Source organism: Flavobacterium chungnamense (genome assembly GCF_039539165.1).
Lineage (GTDB): Bacteria > Bacteroidota > Bacteroidia > Flavobacteriales > Flavobacteriaceae > Flavobacterium > Flavobacterium chungnamense.
Genome location: NZ_BAABCS010000003.1, coordinates 69721 through 88730 on the forward strand (window position 1 = coordinate 69721; position 19010 = coordinate 88730).

Genomic DNA, 19010 nt, shown 5'->3' on the forward strand with positions numbered 1-19010 from the left:
ATGAAAAAATTATTTATGTTGCTTGTTTTGTTAATTACAAGTAATCAATTTGCACAAACTAAATTAACCTACGACAAAAGTGGTGTTTTAAACAGAGTGGATTACGACAAGTTAATTGGAACAAAAAAATACCAACTCATCTCTGCTTTTGATACCGTTTCAATGAAACCGCTTTTAGTGTATGCCATCTATTTAAAAAACAATAAATTTGGTATTTTAGATAACAATGCTAAAGAAATCACACCAGCCATTTATGATGGAATTGAAGGATTAAACATAAGTTACACGACTGTAATGTTTGGCTTTCATGAAAACTATCCTGTAAAAATTGGGAAAAAGTATGGCTTGATTTCCAATACAGGAAAACAAATTTTGCCTGTTCAATATGATTACATTCATAACGAAGAGAAAAGAAGTGTAAAAAGAAATCATAAAAAAGAGGTTGTGATTGATTCGGTTGTTGTTGCAAATTTGGGAGATGAAGAATTGATTTTTACACCAAAAGGAAAACTCCTAAAGAAAAATGTAGAAATGCAAAATAACGATGCACCTGTAATAGAAGAAAGCAGAGATTATAGTTTTGCAAGAAATAGTAATGATGAAAAACCTCCTGTAAAAATTACAACACCTTATGGTAATGTTTATGAAAAACTTGATAACAATTTAGCACTAGTTCAAAATAAAGTTGATAAATTTTATCTTCAAGGTTTGGTTGATTTATCGACGAATAAACTGTTAATTCCTGTGGAATTCAATTACATTACTAAACCAGAAAAAGGAAGATTCATTGCCATTAAAGATAAAAAATACCTTCTTTATAATGAAAAAGGTGAATTATTACTTCCTGAAACTTATGAAAATATAGATAAATTTAATACAATTTATCGTTTGAAGAAAAATGGAAAATTGGCTATTTTCGATCTGGATTTAAAACCATTAACCGATTTTATTTACGATTCTTTTGGGTCAGCAAGTGCTGATTTTATGGTTGCAAAAAAAGATAAAAAGTATGGTGTTATTCATCCTAATGGAACCGAAATAATACCATTTGAATATGAAAATATTGAAGTTTATTTCAACAGATATGAAACCGGTATTGCTTTTTATAAAGTAAAATTAAACGCTAAGGAAGGTTTTATTTCAAAGGAAGGAAAACCATTAACCGAAATTATATATGAATCTATTGTTCCAGAATGCACTATTGAAGAACCAAGTCCATATGGTGAAATGGCCATGCCAATAGATCATGATTATCATAATAAAAACGCCTATTTCATTTATAAGAAAGACAACAAATATGGCTTATTAGATAATGATTTCAAGAATTTAATTCCAAATGAATATGATTATTTACAAAAAAGTTATCATAACGATTTTGTTTTTGTATCGAAAAAAGATTCAAGTAAGAAAACCAACGATGTTTCATCAATTTTAAACATAAGATCTAATAAAACAATAGTATCATTTGATTATAATTATTTTAAGTATTTCGGAGGTAATTATTTTATGATTTCACAAGGTAATAAATTGGGCGTTTGCAATTTTGAAGGAAAAATTATTATTCCTCTATCTACTACGACAAACTATGACGAACGTTTTTATTACAACAAAATCTACCAAGGATTAGAAATAATTGATAAACGAAAAGATAGTTATTATATTGATTCACAAAAAAATATGGTTTTTATTTCAGATAAATAAAATTAGTATCTTTGATTAACTAAGCTAAAAACAATATTATGAAAAATATCATTTTAAAAAATGGACTAATTGGCGGACTAATTGTGGCTTTATTTTCTGGAATAAGTGTCTATGTTCATTCTAAAAATCTTGAAGATGCCACTTTAAGTTATATTATAGGATTTACTGGAATGTTTATAGGTTTTGCCTTCACATTCGTAGGAATGAAGCAATATCGTGATACTGTAAATAACGGAATAATAACATTTGGTAAAGCATTCACTATTGGATTATTGATTGCACTATTAATTTCTACTATTTATGTTTTAGTATGGCTTGTAGAATTATATAATTTCTATCCTGATTTTATGGAAAAATATTCGGCAATGGAAATTAAAAATTTGCAATCAAGTGGTATAAATGCAGTAGATTTACAAGCAAAATTTGATGAAATAAACCAAATGAAGGAATCCTATAAAAATCCTTTATTTGTAATTGGCATGACCTATATCGAGATTCTACCCATTGGAATCGTTTTTTCATTGATAAGTGCTTTAATCATCAAGTTAATTGACATTTTAAAAAACAATAAGTAATGAAATCGGAAAGGTATTTAATTTAAAGTTTTAGTTTTATTTGTAAAGACTTGGTATTGGTTCATCGTTACTTCTTGAAGTCGCGAAACGATTCGAAAATAATTATAATAAAAAAGGTACGTAATTTAAAACGTACCTTTTTTTATATTTTAATATTTAATTATTTTTTATCCTTAGTAAATTCAAAAGTTTGTCCGCTTATTGAAAGTGTAAAACCATCTTTGGTATTGTTGAATTGAACAGTCAAACCTGCTTGTTCTAAAGTAAACTTACCATTTCCTTTATCATCTAGAGGTGTTGAAGGTTGTCCAGGTGAGTTGATTACTAAACTATCATCTTCTTCAGTGAAGCTAATTTTTAAAGGAATTTTAGTACTTGAGTATTCACCAACGTAAGCATCAAGACCTTTGCTCTTCTCTACTCCATTCTTAGCATCTGTCCAAACGTTGTTTTCTTCATTTACATCAGGAAATGATTTATCTGGATCTAAAGTTATTGATTCTAATTCTTCGTTAGTATCTACATTAAAAGTCCATGAATTGTTGCGTTGCCAAATTTCTACAGGCAATGTTTTTCTTGATGTTTTTCCAGTTTTAGTTTTCATTTCTACAACAACAGGCATAGGCATTTTTTCAAGATTTTGAATGGTTATTGTAGCACCATTTTTAGCATTACCTTTAACATACTTAACTTTAGTAATAGCTTGGTCTAATGGCCAATTGTTCATAATCCAACCTCTCCAAAACCATCCTAAATCTTCTCCAGTTACATTTTCAAAAGTTCTAAAGAAATCATCTGGTTGAGGATGTTTGTATGCCCAACGCTCAACATATACTCTAAAAGCTTTGTCAAAACGCTCTGGTCCTACTATAGAATTTCTTAACATTTCTAACCCAGAACCTGGTTTGTAATAAGCTAAAATTCCAAGATTAGCTTCTTTCAAATTATCTGGAGCAGCAATTACAGGTTCCATTTCTGGATTACTCAATACAAAAGCCGCTTGGTGCATATCTGTCACAGGTTGCTTGTATTCACCGTTATTAAAATCTTGAGAACTTAAACCATTGATAAACGTATTAAATCCTTCGTCCATCCATGCAAATAAACGCTCATTAGAACCCACAATCATTGGAAACCAAATATGTCCAAACTCATGATCTGTAACTCCCCATAAATCAGCACCTCTAGATTCCCAACTACAGAAAACAATTCCAGGATACTCCATTCCACCTTCGTTTCCAGCTACATTGGTTGCTGCTGGATAAGGATATTCAAACCATCTTTTAGAATAATTTTCAATGGAAGCTTTTGTGTATTCTGTAGAACGTTCCCAACCGTTATTTCCATTGCTTTCTACTGGATAAGCAGAAATAGCCAATGATTTTTTTCCACTTGGAAGATTGATTTTAGCAGCATCAACTACAAAAGCTGGTGAAGAAGCCCAAGAAAAATCACGTGAATTTTTAATTTTAAATTTCCAAGTCAGAGTTGTTTTTCCTGCTGGTCTTGATGACGCATTAGTTACCTCATCTGCAGTTCTAATCATAACTGTTTTATCACTTGCTTTTGCTACAGTCCAACGTTTCTGTTGCTCTGCTGTATAAACTTCATTTTGGTTTAATAATTCACCAGAACCAACAACAATGTGTGATGCAGGAGCTGTAATCGTTACATCAAAATCACCATATTCTAAATAAAATTCACCTGCACCTAAATAAGGTCTTGTATTCCAACCGCGAACATCATCATACACACACATTCTTGGATACCATTGTGCCATGGTGAATATCTTTCCATTTTTAGTTTCTAAAACTCCCATTCTGTCCGAACCATATTCTGGCGATACAAATGCAAAGTCAATTTTTAGTTTTACAGAAGCGCCATTTGCATTTAAGCTTTGAGGTAAATCTACCTGCATTCTTGTGTCTGTAATAGTAAATTTTGCCTGTTTTTCAGATGATTTTCCAGCTACTGTTGTAACTACTTTTATTGAATTAATTCTGAATCCACCATCAAAATCTTGCCCTTTCGCTCCATTTCTACTTCCTTTTAAAGGAATAATAGCGTTTCCTCTAGAATCTTTTTTGAATAAATTTTGGTCTAAATTAAGCCATAAAAAACTCAATTTATCTGGGCTATTATTGGTATAAGTCAAAACTTCTGAACCTTTAATTTCATTTGTTTTCTCGTCTAAAGAAGCAGTAATTGAATAGTCGGCTCTGTTTTGCCAATACTTTGGACCTGGTTGGCCACTTGCAGAACGCGTTTCAGTAGCGTTTTTGGTATAAAAATTGTTACCAAATGCTTCATTGTAGTTGTAGTTTGAACTCGCAGGCGTCTGCTGTGCTGTTGCAGTTGAGAAGCTTAAAACTAAAGTTCCAAGAGCAAATGCTTTGATAAGAAAATGTTTCATATGTAAATATTATTTGTTTTTTTGGTGCATATGTATCGCTATTTTCATTGGTTTTTGCATTCGCAAACTCGTGTTTATGGCGATTTCATAAATTGAGTATTTAATTATTAGAGCAAATAAATAAAAAAATGTTACACTAATTTTAGTTTTATGTTTAATTTCACAAAATAATAATTTGTTTATGATTGAAATCAACTTTCATCCCTTTAAAAATCTTGAAACAGAACGTTTGTTTTTAAGACGAGTTTCAATAGATGACCTAAATGAAATACTAGAACTTAGAGGTAATCCTGAAACGATGAAGTTCATTCCGCGTCCGTTGATTATAACCGAAGAAGATGCTTTAAATCATTTTAATATGATTGAGGAAAAGATTGAAAAAAATGAAGGAATTAATTGGGCTATAACTGTAAAAGGAAATCCAAAACTTATAGGAATTATTGGTCACTATAGAATTCAACCCGAAAATCATCGTTGTGAAATAGGTTATATGATTTTACCACAATATAACGGACAAGGTATCGTTACAGAAGCTATAAAAGCTGTTTTAGAATATGGCTTCGAAGACATGAAGATGCATTCTATAGAAGCTGTTATTGATCCTGACAATATTGCTTCGGAGCGTGTTCTCCAAAAAAATGGCTTTGTAAAAGAAGCTCATATATTAGAAAATGAATATTATGATGGTAAATTTTGGCATACCGTTATCTATTCAATATTGAAAAGAAACTTTAAAAAATAATCAACCAATACATTACATGAACGAATTTGAAAAACAATATCAAGAGTTATTAAACTTTCTCAAGTTTGATGATTTCACAATTCTTACCAAAAGAATTATTGATTTAACCTTAGACACTGAGGATTTAAATCATTACAAAAAAACTAATGATTTTTTAATTTGGCTCGACCAAAACGAAACTAATGTTGAAGGCAAAAAAGAAAAGTATCAAGCTGTTCTTTCAGATTTACATGCAACACTTATAAATAAACAAATTGCAGAAAAGCAAGTTTTAGTTTCTACAAGTGGTTTAGAGAAAAGTTATGGAAGTTCTAGTTTTGGCCTAGGTCCCATTGAAATGGAATTACGTCAGGGAGAAATTCTTGGTTTAGTTGGTGAAAATGGAAATGGTAAGACAACACTTTTACGTTGCTTATGTGGTGAACTTTATGCAACTGGTGGCACCATAAACTATCATTTTAAGTATGATGATCACTACGATTTGAGAACAAGATTAGTTTACATACCTCAAAGGACCGATACTTGGTATGGCTCTATGTTTGAGAACTTACAATTCACGGCTTCTAGTTATGGTTACAAACCTGAAGAAAATGAATTGATTATAGAATTAATAATCGCTAGATTAGGGTTACGAAAATTTAGAAATCACAGTTGGAAGAGTTTATCTTCTGGATACAAAATGCGTTTTGAATTAGCACGAATGCTTTTAAGAAAACCAAAAATATTGTTGATAGATGAGCCATTAGCAAATTTAGATATCTTAGCACAACAAACTGTACTTGAAGATTTCAAAGCCATTGCAAAATCTCCTTTCCGACCTATTGGAATTGTATTGAGTTCACAGCAATTGTATGAGGTTGAAAAAACTTCAGATCAAGTGATTTTCTTAAAGCATGGAAAACAGAAAAATCTTCACGAAAAATCTGTTTCAGAAAATGAAATTCCAATTGAAAATTATTTGGTTATTGAGTTTGAAAGTGAATGGTCTCAAAGTCAATTGGGAGAAACTTTTGAAAAATTAGATTTGGTTTCACTGCAATTTAATGGTGGTACTTACATCGTTAGTTTCAAAGAAAACATCACTGTTTACAACTTTATGAATCTACTTGTTTCAGAAAAAATTCCTGTACAGTATTTTAGAAATATTTCCAACTCAACTCGTCGCTTTTTTGTATCCTAAATCTAGAAATTATGTTTAAAAATATTCAAAAATACCTCCTAATAAATCATCCCTTACTTTGGAATTTAAAAATTGTTCCTGTAAGTGTGTTTCTTATTTTATTCAATATTATCTTCATCCTTTTGGGTTATTTGAATGGTGCTATTGATTTTACCGAAACCGACAATGATTATTCTAGAAATGATAATGACGGTATTATTATTTTCTTTAGTGTGATGATTTCTATATTAACAGCTATAGTTTGGCTGGTTTATTATTTAAAAAACAATGCTTTAAAATCATATTATCCCAAAAACAACTTTTCATTGTTTAAAGAATGGTTGCTAATTCTTCTAGTTTGTTTTCTTAATAGTTCACTAATAATGTCTTATTTATATGGTAAAGATTTAAAAGTGAGAAGCTATTACACTGAAAGTGAAGCTAAAAAAAGATGTGAAATTTTGAGTCAGGGTTCCTTTTTTGTATCGGGTTCTTATAGTTATCATTATAATAATGATAATTATGAAGGTGATGCTATGATTGAAGCGGCTCCTTATGCTGATTCAGCGCCAGCTGTTGTTGATTCAGCCACAATTAAAGACCATTTTTTCTACAGAGGAAGAAAATATTCAAATTTTTCATTGTTAGATAAAAACGTTAACTCCTACAGTTTCTTTGGATATAATGAAGACTCTTTGCGAAAAATAAAGATAAAAGATTGGTTGTTTTACAACAAAAAAGATTCGGTAAAATCTTTATTCAAAAATTACTTGGCTATTGTTAAAGAACATAAATTAAAAGCAAATATCGATGAAGAAAAATGGACCGAATTAGTTTATGATTATCCAAAATTTGAGAAATATAAAAACATTGGAGCAGAAGAATTTGAAGTATCCTATGATTATGAAAATGAAATAAGAAGGAATCAAATAGATACCTCAGAGCAATATGTAAAGAAAGTTAAAGACACCTACTACGTATATAATAAATATTATGTGCCTGAAAATTCTTTAAAACATTCTTATGAGACAATCTCTAATAGTTGGACAAAACCGAGTGTAAGTATTGAATCAATTTTATTGTTGTTTTATATCGCTATTGGATTTTCAATAGTATTATTTTCATTTAGAGTAACCTCTGGAAGAAATTTCTTAATTGCTATTGTGGCTCTTGGAGTTATAAATATTTTAATAGGAATCTTGACTGCGATTATATCCTCTGAATATTTTTATTTGTCAGCATTATTATTACTTACCATTATTCTTTTTGTATATTTTTCACTAGTAATTCATAGAAAAAAAGGAAAAGGAATTTCTGGAATCACTTTAAATGCATCACTCTGGTTGTTGCCTTCTTTTGGTCCGATATTATATGCTATTGTTTTAGAATTAGCTAAAACCACTACAAATTATTATGAAATTATTGATATTGGTTTGCGAAATGAGAAGTTTCCATTCATTTCATTTTTAAAAGATTATATCTATGAATTATTATGGTTTAATGTATTATTCATTTTCTTAATGATGGTATTCTTTTCAAGAAAAATAAAACAATGGCGCGGAATTGCCGAAAACTAATAACTTAAAAACCCTTTAAATTAATTTTTAAAGGGTTTTTAATTTGGGTAAAGTTCTAATATAAAGTTCTTCTACTTTTTTTCTTGCCCAATCCGTTTTTCTTAGAAAGGTAAGACTAGATTTTACACTTGGATTATCTGAAAAACATTTAATTTTAATCAATTCTGCCAACGTATCAAATCCATAAAAATCTACTAATTGTTCTACTATTTTTTGCAAAGTTATACCGTGTAGTGGGTCTTTTGATTTACTGTTTTCCATTTGCCAAATATACACATAAAAAAGTCATCATTAAAAAATGATGACCTTTCCGACCGAACTAAATCGGGACTAACCAATAACTCTAAATATAATCTAATCTCTTAGAATAAAAATTTAACACCCACTCTTAATCCACCAACACTTCTGTTTCCTGGATTTAAATCGAATGGATTTGCATTAAAACTAAAGTCGCTTGTACTATCACCAACATTTGGATTAGTTGAAGTAGAAGTTAAATTTACTAATGAAAAAGTAGTTTCAACAATCATCCATTTATTAACGATAAAATCAAAACCTGGAGCAATATCTACTCCAAAAGAAGTAACTTTATCATCAGAAAGTTTATCTTTTCCCATTGTAATAGGAAGTGAAGCTTGACCGAAGAAATAAAATTTTCCTCCAAGACCCCAATACTTTCTTACAAGAGGTTGAATCACTAATGCTGTTACATCATTAGTTGTAGTAGTTGTAGTACCAACAGTTGTCTCTTCTTTTGATCCAATAACACCTATTCCTAATCCTAAAGTTACATCAGGTGATACGAAATATCCAGCAACAGGTAAGATTGTGTTAGAAGTAGTTTTTGTTCCAACTTCTTCATCAGATGAAAAAGATACTTGACCAGCTACCCACCATGTTCCTTCTAATCCTTTGTTTTCTTTCTCTTGTGCATTTGCAGTTAAACCAAATAATGCTATTGATGCAACTAATAAAAATTTTTTCATTTTGTTTGTAGTTTTAAAATTATAGGACAAATTTATTGTCAAGTTTTCTTAAAAAAACTGATATAAATCATAGTTTGAAATTTTTTTTGATACTAAATAATTTTACTTTTATTTTTCATTATTTAGTTAGTACATTTGCCTCAGAATGATAAAAACAGCCAACATACTTAATAAAAGAGCCAAATTTGATTATGAGATAATCGAAACTTATTCGGCTGGAATTGTATTGACAGGAACTGAAATAAAATCTATTAGACTAGGAAAAGCCAACATCACTGAAAGTTTTTGTGAGTTTAATGAACATAACGAACTTTTTGCCATTAATACTTCTATAGAGGAATACTCTTTTGGTAATCAGTTTAATCATAAAGCTAGAAGCGAAAGAAAACTGCTACTTAATAGAAGAGAGCTTAAATCATTAGAAAAAAGTATTGATACTAAAGGTTTAACCATAATTCCGTTACGTTTGTTTACTAACGAAAAAGGGTTAGCCAAACTCGAAATTGGACTTTGTAGAGGTAAGAAAACCTACGATAAACGCGAATCTTTAAAAGAACAAGATACCAAGCGTGATATCGAACGAATTAAAAAATCATTTTAAAATTTTAAAAAATGTTGTTATTGTTTTTTTTATCTTAAAAAAATGACTAAATTTGTCAAGACAAAATAAAACATTTATGTTGAAATGAGAACTTTATTAAAAAATGCTAGAGAAGAAAAAGGAATAAAAACTAGAGAGTTAGCACAACTTTTAGGTATTGATCAAGCATTGATTAGTAAGTTTGAAAGCGGCTCTAGAAAGCCTACTAAAGAGCAAGTTGCCAAGTTAGCACAAGTTTTAGATTTAGATTATGAAACCTTAATGGTTGCATGGTTAAAAGAGCGTATTCTTTATGAAATAGGTACAGATGAATTAGCTTTGAAAGCAATGATACTTGCCGAAGAACAAATAAAATATAATGTAAGTTTCGTTAGAAAATCAATTTCTAAAAATTTACAAAATATTTTAAATGAAATTGATGCACTAAAAACAAAATTAAACCAATTTCGTCAATTTGATAGTTTTAGAATTGCACAAGCATTAGAGTTAGAATACACTTTTGAAAGTAACAGAATAGAAGGAAACACTCTTACATTACGTGAAACCGATTTAGTTATCAATGAAGGATTGACTATTTCTGGAAAAAGTATGCGTGAACATTTAGAGGCAATTAATCACGTTGAAGCTATAACCTACATTAAACAATTAATGGAACGCAATTTTCCTTTAAATGAAAGAGAATTACTGTCTGTTCACAATTTAATTTTAAGAGGAATTATTCCTGAAGATGCTGGTCGTTATCGTCGTGTTCAAGTTATGATAAAAGGAAGTAGCCACATGCCGCCACAACCTTATATTGTTGCAAAAGAAATGGAAGACTATTTCATTTGGTATGAAGAAAACAAAAGCAAGATGCATCCAGTTATTCTAGCTGCAGAAATGCATGAAAGACTAGTAACTATTCATCCGTTCATAGATGGAAATGGTAGAACTTCTCGTTTAATTATGAATCTTATTCTTTTACAAAACGGATACGTGATTGCCAATATAAAAGGAGATTACGAAACTAGAATGAATTATTATAAAACGCTTGAAACAGCACAAACTTCAAATAACAAAGAAGATTTTTTACTTTTCATAGCACAAGTAGAAAAAGAATGCTTAGAGCGCTATATAAACATAATTGAACAATAAACCTGCTGAATTCAGTGGGTTTTAGTTTTTAATAACTTTTTGAATTATTTCTTTATCATCAACGTAAATCTTAGCAATATATATTCCTTTAGATAGATTAGAAACATCAATTACATTTGAATTCCAATTAACCAAAAAAGATCTACCTTTCAAATCAAAGAATTCAATTTTTTCAATACCTGAAATGCCAATTCTTAAAAAATCATTTACTGGATTTGGATAAAGTAATTCTTTATTACTCACTATATCGGTTGTATTTAATAAACATGATATAGCTTGATTTCCGTTAACTTCACTAAAAACGCCATTATTTACTGTCCAATTTTTCCAATCACCACCTTGACCTATTCCTTCTACAAATAAATTATATAAATTAAAAATAGTAGAACCATTTGGTAAACCAGCAACTTTATAAGTAAAAATTGCACTACCATTAAAATTCCAACTTAAAGGAACATTAGCTTGCATTGTTTCTGGATTATTATTTGAAACGCAATAAGGAACTACAAAATAAGCAAACTCTTGATAATTTGGATAATCACCAAATACTTGAGTGTTTCCTTGATCATCAATACAAACTGCGGTATATTCATTGCAAGCAATACCATAATTATTATAGAATGAATTAGCGTTTAAACGCGCTAAAAAAGTAGTTAATCTACCTTTTCTGTCTGGATTATCAAAATGTGTGTCAGTAATTACATTGTTTAGTATAGGAATATTTATAAAGTCATTGGTTCCCAATGTAATATTAGAGTGATAGGGATTATTTAATGCTTGGGTTGATGTAACAGAACCATTTTGGGCAGAAAAATAATTTCTACCCAAAATAGCCATACCAGCACTTGTTCCACCAATTGGAGCATGCTTCACATTAATATGGTTGTTTAATAAATCTTCTAAAGCATTATCTTTAAAGAAGGAAACATAATTCCATTGATCGCCACCAGCAAACCAAATCATTTCGGCATTGGCCACTTTATTAAGTACATAAGGATTAATTGCTCCTGCAACTGAAGTTATTACTAATGTTTCTACAGAATTTACAGTCACACCTAATTGCGAATATAAATAATTATTATAACCATTACTTCCTGATGACCTTAAAACCACAACATCACCACCATTAGCTTTTTGTAACAACCAACGCATAGCATTATCATTTTCTGTCGCTCCTCCCATCAAACATACACCAAACTGAGTTGTAGTATTAATATTAGTAGGACTTCCAGTAAAATAGCTAGTATAACCTTGAGAAAAAGTTAAAAACGGAAAAAGTAATAATAATAATTTCATATTTTTTTATTTAAATCCAACTATCTGTTCTTCTGCGGCAATTACATCTTCAACATACTTTTTATACTCTAAATAATCTGTTGTAGAAATTTTATCCCAATTTAAAGTTACCGTTCTAACAACCTTTAATGTATTTGGTTTAAACAATTCAAAGGCTATTTGATATTTATGACCTTTAAAAGTGAACGTTTTTCCTTCTGGAACTTCAGTAAACTTTTTGTCTTGTGGAATATTTAAAATTACTTCGGAATTATATTCATTACTTGTTTCATAAGAAAAATAATCAATATCATATTTTCTACTTTCCAAAGATATAATATCTCTAGTGTAAACTTTATCTAAAAACGGAATATCAGTAATTTTAAGATTACCTACAGTTTGAATTCTTTCAGAGATTGTAAATTGTGTTTCAAACGTAATATCTTTATCGTAAGTTTCGTTTTTAATTACTTTAGAAGATTGCAATGAAACCACTTTTTTTAATTTAGAATTATAATCTTCTTCTATTCTTTTCTTACGAACATCTTCTGTAGTTGCATCAGAAAACATTTCATTGTAATAAGATTTATTGGCACCACTTATTGTAAATGTATTTGTAAAACTTTTTGATTTATCATCAATTGTCATGGCTGTTACAGCATTTGTGACATTTCTCAAAGCGTTATCGAATGGAATTGCAATAATTTTAGATTTCTCATTTTCAGCTTTATCAAATGATATCACAAGTGCATTGGCATTATACAAACTACTAGGTAATGCTTTAAATGGAAGGTATTTATCTGTTAGCTCTAAAAAATAATCTTTACCATCAATTGCAACTTTTACAATACAATGATTGAAATCATTTGATGGCAATAACATAGAAGTAAATCCATTATCATTTGTAGTTACCAATACCAAATTGGCTTTCATTCCAGCCAATTGAGATAAGGCTACAAATAACGTTGAAACATCTTTACAATCTCCAAGTTTAGTTGTAATAGTTTTTGATGGTTTTTGAGGAACATAACCACTTTGTCTAAAATCTAAAGAGCTGTATTTAATATTATTTCCAATATAAGAGTATATTTTTTTAGCTATTTCCTCTTGAGAAATTCCTGTTACACCATTTGGAAAAATTTCAGTAAAGGCCTTCTTTGTAATTTTATCTAATTTCAAATTTTTCTTAACCAAATCAGAATACCAATTTGAAATTTCTTTCCAAGACTTTATTGTACTAATTCTAATAGTATTTGTCAAGTCACTAAAATTTGGTGCATAAGATTCAGAAAGAGCCATTGCAGGAACATTAGTTCTTTTCCAAATCATATAAGTTTTATTATTCACTTTTTTTGTTGTAGACGGAACTGTTCCATTAATAAAATCTGAAATATAATCTGTTCCTGGAGGATAGATAAATCCGAAAACTGCTTCTACCGCAGGATAGTAACTATTAAAATAACATGACAAATCAAAATCTTTATAAAATCTTCCATAAGAATTCTCATATCTTTCATATTGAATATAAATTACATCACCTACTTTCAAATCGGTAAATACTAGAGTGCCATCACCTTCCTCTGCAGGAACTATAGAACCATCTTGCTTAACAATTTCAGATTTTAAAACAGTATTACTATAAGATTCTATGCTGTACTCTTTCAGTTCCTCAATTCCTTTTTCTGAAGTAATTTCATAAAGAAAAGTAACCTTAGATTTTCTTCCACCTTCTGGCAAAATATTTACAATGTATTCATCTAAAAGGGTTGTAACACCAAAATCTCCTTTCAAAGTTGAATTTCTTCTTTGTTTAATCACTTTATAGATATCTTTGGTCGCCACCTCTTCTATCTCATCTGGTGTTTTTGTAATATCATAAAGTTTCTTACGCAGTGAGCTATTACTTGAATTGTGAGATAATGATTGTCTAATAAATTTTTCAGCTTCTTTAACATTATTCATATTATTGTAAATAGTTCCTTTTTTCTCCATTAAAGAGAATGAATAAGGAAAATTAGCCAAGGCTTTGTCAACTTCAACCAATGCCTCACTATATCTGTTTTCATCGATTAAAAATTCTATATGATCTACTCTTAAATCATTTGAAAAGGGATATCTTATACTAACATCATGAATCATTTTTTCGACTTCATCTTTTCTATTAGCATCATCATAATATTCTCTTAATTGGTTTACAGCTATAAGATTTTCTTTAGAAGCAACTAAATCTTCAAGCATTTTAATGGTTTTAGATTTATCATTTTTTAATTTTTCATAAATACCTGCAAATGACGTTACATAAAACTCATTATTATCAGATTTGGCAAATAAATCTTCTAACTTTTGAATCATTAAATTGATATCTGATTTTCTAGAAGCTAATATAAAATCAAACAATGTTGTAACCATATCTGATTTTACAGTGTTTGTTTTATCACGATACTTTTCAAGTTCTACAATATTTGCCGAACGCATCCACTCTTGATCTTGAATTTTTTTGAGAATATTATAGTAATAAAACTCGTCATTAATCTCCATGTTCTTAGCAATCTCTTCTACTTTTTGAGTTTCCTTTTTATTTGAATAATTAGTCATTTGAAGTACTTGAATAAAGGAAGATTTTGGATATTCCTTTATTAATTCTTCTACAACATCATTAGCTAAATCATTTTTGCTATTGTTAGAATAAGCTTCAAATAATAAAATTTTGTATAAAACATTACCTGGGTTTTTAGCAATCAAATCCTTAAAATAATCTTCAAATGTTGGATTCAATTCAACCACATTCAATTGCTCTAAGGTAGATTTATTGTAAGCTTTAAACTTATTTGAAATAGTTAATTCTGAAATCTTATTGTTAGATTCATCTGTTATTGATACAAAGAAATTATCATTACCTGCATTAGTTGAGAATTTTACCAATAATCTATTAGTTCCTTTTAACAACTTGAATTTTAATCTAAAGGCATTCAAATCCGTATGCTCCGCCATATTATTAGCATAAATTTCAGCATCATTCACAAAGATCTTAATAGAGGAACTAGTACCAAAATTTAAATAAACTTCTTTATCAGAAGGTGAATCAATGAATACTTGAGAATACATAATTCCGTCTCCATATTCAGATTCATTACTATAAAAGTGATAGCCTTCCTCCTGCTTATCAACTGGGATATACCAACCAATTTTTCCGTTACTATTAGCATCAAACAACTTGTCATTGTTTGCATAAACTTCTGGTTCGTATTCTGTTTCTAATCCACTATCATTTAGATTTTCAAAAGCACCACAATATTGCCAATCTTCAATAGCGTTCAATTTTTTAATATTGTCACTAAATCCTTGTGGGTTTTTTCTTTTTCTATCGCAAACTGCCTTGAAATAAATAACTAAAGGATCTTTTCCAAAAACTTCTGAAGCAGCTAAAAGATCTATTTTCTTATAGGTATAATCATTGTAACCATTGGTATTTGGATTGTCCATCATGTAAGGTTTGTACCAAATTGGATACAGATAATTTTTCTCTTTACATGTTGTTAAAAATTGCTTTAAAATTTGATCATCAAATGCTAGTGTTCCCATTTCATATTGCAACATAGCGTCCAATATCAAATAATCTACATTAGTGTTCATTTTGGCTTTTAACTCTTTATCGAAAAGTTTTCTGGCATCTTCACGCTTGTTTGACAATAACAAATCCCATACTTTTTTTTCAGCTGTTTGTGCAAATGTTATATTTACAAACAGGATACAAATGGCAACAATTTTCTTCATTAAGTTGATTGGTTTAATTTTGGTACAATATAATAATTATCATGTAATAATGTAAATTAATTCTTATTTTCTAAAAGAGGCACAAATTTAAAATCACCAAATTCATGTTTTTCAAATTGGGTTTCGTTTTTACGAATCAACATTGTCATAATTTGTTCTCTATCTCCAACAGGAATAACTAACTTACCTCCTATTTTCAATTGCGCCATCAATGGTTTCGGAATGATTGGCGCGCCAGCAGTAACAATTATACTATCGAATGGTGCATGATTTGGTAAACCTTTATAACCATCACCAAATGATAAGTGTTTGGGACGAATCCCAAGTTTGGGTAATAACAATGATGTGGTTTTAAATAATTCATTTTGTCTTTCAACTGAATATACTTTTGCGCCTAAGAGACATAAAACTGCTGTTTGATAACCACTACCGGTTCCTATTTCAAGAATTTTATCATCTTTTTTAACGTCTAATAGTTGACTTTGAAAAGCTACAGTATAAGGTTGTGAAATAGTTTGTCCAGCACCTATTGGAAAAGCTTTGTCTTGGTAGGCAAAATCTTCAAAACTTGAATTCAAAAACAAGTGCCTTGGAATTTTTTTTATAGTTTCCAAAACGTTTTTATCGGTAATTCCTTTTTCTTCAAGCTGTTTAGCTAGTTGATTTCTAAGTCCTTGATGTTTATTTGTATCTTTCAATTTGGGCAAGTATTTATTTTGTAAAAATAGAAAACAAATTATCAATTATCAATTACGAATTATCAATTAATTACTATTTTTGATAAAATTTTATTTTATGCTTAAAGTTGGCGTTTTAGGTGCCGGTCACCTCGGAAAAATACACTTACGATTGTTAAATCAATCTGAAAAATATGAATTAGTTGGTTTTTATGATGAAAATGCTGAATATGCTGATAAAATAGCTGCTGAGTTTGGTTATAAACGTTTCGATACCATCGCCAAATTAATTCACGCTGTAGATGTCATAGATATTGTAACTCCTACTCTTTCTCATTACAAATGCGCTAAAGTTTCTATTAAAAGTGGTAAACATGTTTTTATAGAAAAACCAATTGCAACAACTGTTGTAGAAGCAGAAGAAATCATTGCTTTAGCCAAAGAATACAATATAAAAGGTCAAGTTGGACATGTGGAGAGATTCAATCCTGCGTTTATAGCTGTGAAAGATATGATTGAAAGCCCAATGTTTATTGAAACACATCGTTTAGCAGAATTCAATCCTCGTGGTACTGATGTTCCTGTTGTTTTAGATTTGATGATTCACGATATCGACGCTATTTTGAGTGTTGTAAAATCAAAAGTTAAAGCGGTTCACGCAAGTGGTGTTTCTGTTTTGAGTCAATCTCCAGATATTGCCAATGCTCGAATTGAGTTTGAAAATGGTTGCGTTGCCAACATAACTTCTAGTAGAATTTCGATGAAGAACATGCGTAAATCTCGTTTCTTTCAAAAAGACGCCTACATTTCTGTGGACTATTTAGATAAAATTTGTGAAGTTGTAAAAATGAAAGATGCACCAGAAGTTCCTGGTGATTTTGATATGATTTTACAAAATGCAGAAGGCGAAAAGAAACAAATTTATTTTGCCAATCCAGAAGTTTCTCCAAACAATGCCATTTTAGATGAATTAGAAACTTTTGCAGATGCCATTGAAAATAATACAACTCCAATAGTAACTTTAGAAGATGGAACCGAAGCTTTGAGAGTTGCCTATATGATTATTGATTCAATGGAAAGTAGATAAAATGACAAGAAAAGAATTCATAATAACTTCAATCTATAAAATTGGAAAAATAACTAAGATTATTTTATTCCTTTTAGTGATTAGTTATTTAATTTATTTTTTGAAAAATAGTCTATTTGACGAGAACAGTAATGAAAGACAAATTTCTGTATTGAGTCTTATTATCTTCGGAATGTTGACTTTAATATGGTTTATAAAATATTTTTTACTTACCATTTGGAATACTTTTCCTGAAAAATTTAAATCATTTATTAATGAATTATTTAAAATTTTAGAATACATCAGTATCCCTTTTTTACTTTACATATTCTATACAAATTGGGAAAAAAATAAATTTATTATTCTATTATTTGGGATATTTTTTCTGTTTTCTTATTCAAACAAATTTTTAAAACAAACTAAACAAACATAATGAAAACAATAGCTGTAATAGGCGCAGGAACTATGGGCAACGGAATTGCTCACACTTTTGCACAAAGCGGTTTTACCGTAAAATTAATCGATATTTCTGAAAAATCTTTAGAAAAAGGAATGGCAACCATAGCTTCCAATTTGGATAGAATGGTAGCAAAAGGAACGATTACTGAAGATGATAAACACAAAACTATCGGAAACATTATCACTTACACCGACATAAAAGATGGTGTTGTTGGAACTGATTTAGTAGTAGAAGCTGCAACAGAAAATGTAACTTTAAAGCTAAATATTTTCAAACAATTGAGTGAAGTTTGCGATCATAACGTGATTTTGGCAACAAATACTTCTTCTATTTCTATTACTCAAATAGCTGCGCAAGTAGTTCATCCAGAACGTGTAATCGGAATGCATTTTATGAATCCAGTGCCAATTATGAAATTGGTGGAAATCATTCGTGGTTACAACACTTCTGATGATGTGACTAAAATCATTATGGATTTATCAGTAAAACTAGGAAAAACACCAACAGAAGTAAACGATTATCCAGGATTTGTGGCAAATAGAATCCTTATGCCTATGATTAACGAATCAATCGAAACTTTATATAACGGAGTTGCTGGCGTTGAAGAAATTGATACGGTAATGAAACTAGGAATGGCACACCCAATGGGACCATTACAATTAGCAGATTTTATTGGACTTGACGTTTGTTTGTCAATTCTAAACGTTATGTATGACGGTTTCAAAAATCCAAAATATGCTCCTTGTCCACTATTAGTGAATATGGTAATGGCTGGAAAACTTGGAGTAAAATCAGGTGAAGGTTTCTACGATTATTCTGAAAGTAAAAAAGCAGAAAAAGTTTCTAAACAATTTAGCAAATAAAGTCGTT

15 protein-coding genes are annotated in these 19010 nt (G+C 29.7%); 9 read left to right on the plus strand and 6 right to left on the minus strand.

Annotated elements, in window-relative coordinates; genetic code table 11:
• Together ABD771_RS00890 and ABD771_RS00895 are read left to right on the plus strand one after the other, a co-directional pair.
• Positions 1–1701 carry a WG repeat-containing protein gene (locus ABD771_RS00890; protein WP_345089300.1) on the plus strand — a complete coding sequence of 567 codons (1701 nt, stop codon included), beginning with the start codon at positions 1–3 and terminating at the stop codon, positions 1699–1701.
• A 38-nt stretch (positions 1702–1739) separates the two neighbouring features.
• Complete coding sequence (locus ABD771_RS00895) at positions 1740–2276, plus strand: DUF4199 domain-containing protein (protein WP_345089303.1); 537 nt, start codon at positions 1740–1742, stop codon at positions 2274–2276.
• Positions 2277–2436: 160 nt separating this feature from the next.
• Here the strand turns inward: ABD771_RS00895 and ABD771_RS00900 are convergent, their stop codons facing one another.
• Positions 2437–4689, minus strand: coding sequence for a M1 family metallopeptidase (locus ABD771_RS00900; RefSeq protein ID WP_345089306.1), 2253 nt, complete (start codon positions 4687–4689; stop codon positions 2437–2439).
• Positions 4690–4870: 181 nt separating this feature from the next.
• Between ABD771_RS00900 and ABD771_RS00905 the strand changes: the two genes are divergently transcribed.
• The 3 genes from ABD771_RS00905 to ABD771_RS00915 are packed head-to-tail and all read left to right on the plus strand — an operon-like array spanning position 4871 to position 8167.
• On the plus strand, positions 4871–5431 hold the full coding sequence (locus tag ABD771_RS00905) for a GNAT family N-acetyltransferase (RefSeq protein WP_345089309.1): 561 nt from the start codon (positions 4871–4873) through the stop codon (positions 5429–5431).
• A 16-nt stretch (positions 5432–5447) separates the two neighbouring features.
• Positions 5448–6611, plus strand: a complete 1164-nt coding sequence (locus ABD771_RS00910) for an ABC transporter ATP-binding protein (RefSeq protein ID WP_345089312.1) — start codon at positions 5448–5450, stop codon at positions 6609–6611.
• Positions 6612–6622: 11 nt separating this feature from the next.
• Complete coding sequence (locus ABD771_RS00915) at positions 6623–8167, plus strand: hypothetical protein (RefSeq protein ID WP_345089315.1); 1545 nt, start codon at positions 6623–6625, stop codon at positions 8165–8167.
• Positions 8168–8194: 27 nt separating this feature from the next.
• On the opposite strand, the gene ABD771_RS00920 is transcribed toward ABD771_RS00915, so the two are convergent.
• The gene (locus ABD771_RS00920) at positions 8195–8428 is read right to left on the minus strand and encodes a VF530 family protein (protein WP_345089317.1); all 234 of its coding nucleotides are present in this window, start codon (positions 8426–8428) and stop codon (positions 8195–8197) included.
• Positions 8429–8529: 101 nt separating this feature from the next.
• Entirely contained in the window at positions 8530–9153 is a 624-nt protein-coding gene (locus ABD771_RS00925) for a hypothetical protein (RefSeq protein ID WP_345089320.1), read from the minus strand.
• Between the two features lie 145 nt (positions 9154–9298).
• Here ABD771_RS00925 and smpB point away from each other — a divergent pair, with 145 nt between their 5' ends.
• Positions 9299–9754, plus strand: a complete 456-nt coding sequence (gene smpB, locus ABD771_RS00930) for an SsrA-binding protein SmpB (protein ID WP_345089325.1) — start codon at positions 9299–9301, stop codon at positions 9752–9754.
• A gap of 84 nt (positions 9755–9838) precedes the next feature.
• The gene (locus tag ABD771_RS00935; RefSeq protein WP_345089328.1) at positions 9839–10888 is read left to right on the plus strand and encodes a Fic family protein; all 1050 of its coding nucleotides are present in this window, start codon (positions 9839–9841) and stop codon (positions 10886–10888) included.
• 21 nt (positions 10889–10909) lie between these two features.
• On the opposite strand, the gene ABD771_RS00940 is transcribed toward ABD771_RS00935, so the two are convergent.
• From ABD771_RS00940 to ABD771_RS00950, 3 genes are read right to left on the minus strand one after another with little or no spacing between them, the layout of a single operon-like run.
• The gene (locus tag ABD771_RS00940) at positions 10910–12184 is read right to left on the minus strand and encodes a T9SS type A sorting domain-containing protein (protein WP_345089331.1); all 1275 of its coding nucleotides are present in this window, start codon (positions 12182–12184) and stop codon (positions 10910–10912) included.
• A gap of 6 nt (positions 12185–12190) precedes the next feature.
• Positions 12191–15937, minus strand: a complete 3747-nt coding sequence (locus ABD771_RS00945; protein ID WP_345089334.1) for a transglutaminase domain-containing protein — start codon at positions 15935–15937, stop codon at positions 12191–12193.
• 56 nt (positions 15938–15993) lie between these two features.
• Positions 15994–16635, minus strand: a complete 642-nt coding sequence (locus tag ABD771_RS00950) for a protein-L-isoaspartate(D-aspartate) O-methyltransferase (RefSeq protein WP_345089337.1) — start codon at positions 16633–16635, stop codon at positions 15994–15996.
• A gap of 97 nt (positions 16636–16732) precedes the next feature.
• Between ABD771_RS00950 and ABD771_RS00955 the strand changes: the two genes are divergently transcribed.
• Both ABD771_RS00955 and ABD771_RS00960 read left to right on the plus strand, forming a co-directional pair.
• A complete protein-coding gene (locus ABD771_RS00955; RefSeq protein WP_345089340.1) occupies positions 16733–17701 on the plus strand; it encodes a Gfo/Idh/MocA family protein in 969 nt (322 codons plus the stop codon).
• Between the two features lie 411 nt (positions 17702–18112).
• On the plus strand, positions 18113–19003 hold the full coding sequence (locus ABD771_RS00960) for a 3-hydroxyacyl-CoA dehydrogenase family protein (protein ID WP_345089342.1): 891 nt from the start codon (positions 18113–18115) through the stop codon (positions 19001–19003).
• The last annotated feature ends 7 nt before the right edge of the window (positions 19004–19010 follow it).

Bases quoted from the DNA above. Each gene is read 5' to 3' on its own strand.
- ABD771_RS00920 (WP_345089317.1), bottom strand. From the start codon at position 8,428: ATGGAAAACAGTAAATCAAAAGACCCACTACACGGTATAACTTTGCAA.
- ABD771_RS00895 (WP_345089303.1), top strand. From the start codon at position 1,740: ATGAAAAATATCATTTTAAAAAATGGACTAATTGGCGGACTAATTGTG.
- ABD771_RS00925 (WP_345089320.1), bottom strand. From the start codon at position 9,153: ATGAAAAAATTTTTATTAGTTGCATCAATAGCATTATTTGGTTTAACT.
- ABD771_RS00955 (WP_345089340.1), top strand. From the start codon at position 16,733: ATGCTTAAAGTTGGCGTTTTAGGTGCCGGTCACCTCGGAAAAATACAC.
- ABD771_RS00910 (WP_345089312.1), top strand. From the start codon at position 5,448: ATGAACGAATTTGAAAAACAATATCAAGAGTTATTAAACTTTCTCAAG.
- ABD771_RS00960 (WP_345089342.1), top strand. From the start codon at position 18,113: ATGAAAACAATAGCTGTAATAGGCGCAGGAACTATGGGCAACGGAATT.
- ABD771_RS00945 (WP_345089334.1), bottom strand. From the start codon at position 15,937: ATGAAGAAAATTGTTGCCATTTGTATCCTGTTTGTAAATATAACATTT.
- ABD771_RS00900 (WP_345089306.1), bottom strand. From the start codon at position 4,689: ATGAAACATTTTCTTATCAAAGCATTTGCTCTTGGAACTTTAGTTTTA.
- smpB (WP_345089325.1), top strand. From the start codon at position 9,299: ATGATAAAAACAGCCAACATACTTAATAAAAGAGCCAAATTTGATTAT.
- ABD771_RS00915 (WP_345089315.1), top strand. From the start codon at position 6,623: ATGTTTAAAAATATTCAAAAATACCTCCTAATAAATCATCCCTTACTT.
- ABD771_RS00890 (WP_345089300.1), top strand. From the start codon at position 1: ATGAAAAAATTATTTATGTTGCTTGTTTTGTTAATTACAAGTAATCAA.
- ABD771_RS00935 (WP_345089328.1), top strand. From the start codon at position 9,839: ATGAGAACTTTATTAAAAAATGCTAGAGAAGAAAAAGGAATAAAAACT.
- ABD771_RS00905 (WP_345089309.1), top strand. From the start codon at position 4,871: ATGATTGAAATCAACTTTCATCCCTTTAAAAATCTTGAAACAGAACGT.
- ABD771_RS00940 (WP_345089331.1), bottom strand. From the start codon at position 12,184: ATGAAATTATTATTATTACTTTTTCCGTTTTTAACTTTTTCTCAAGGT.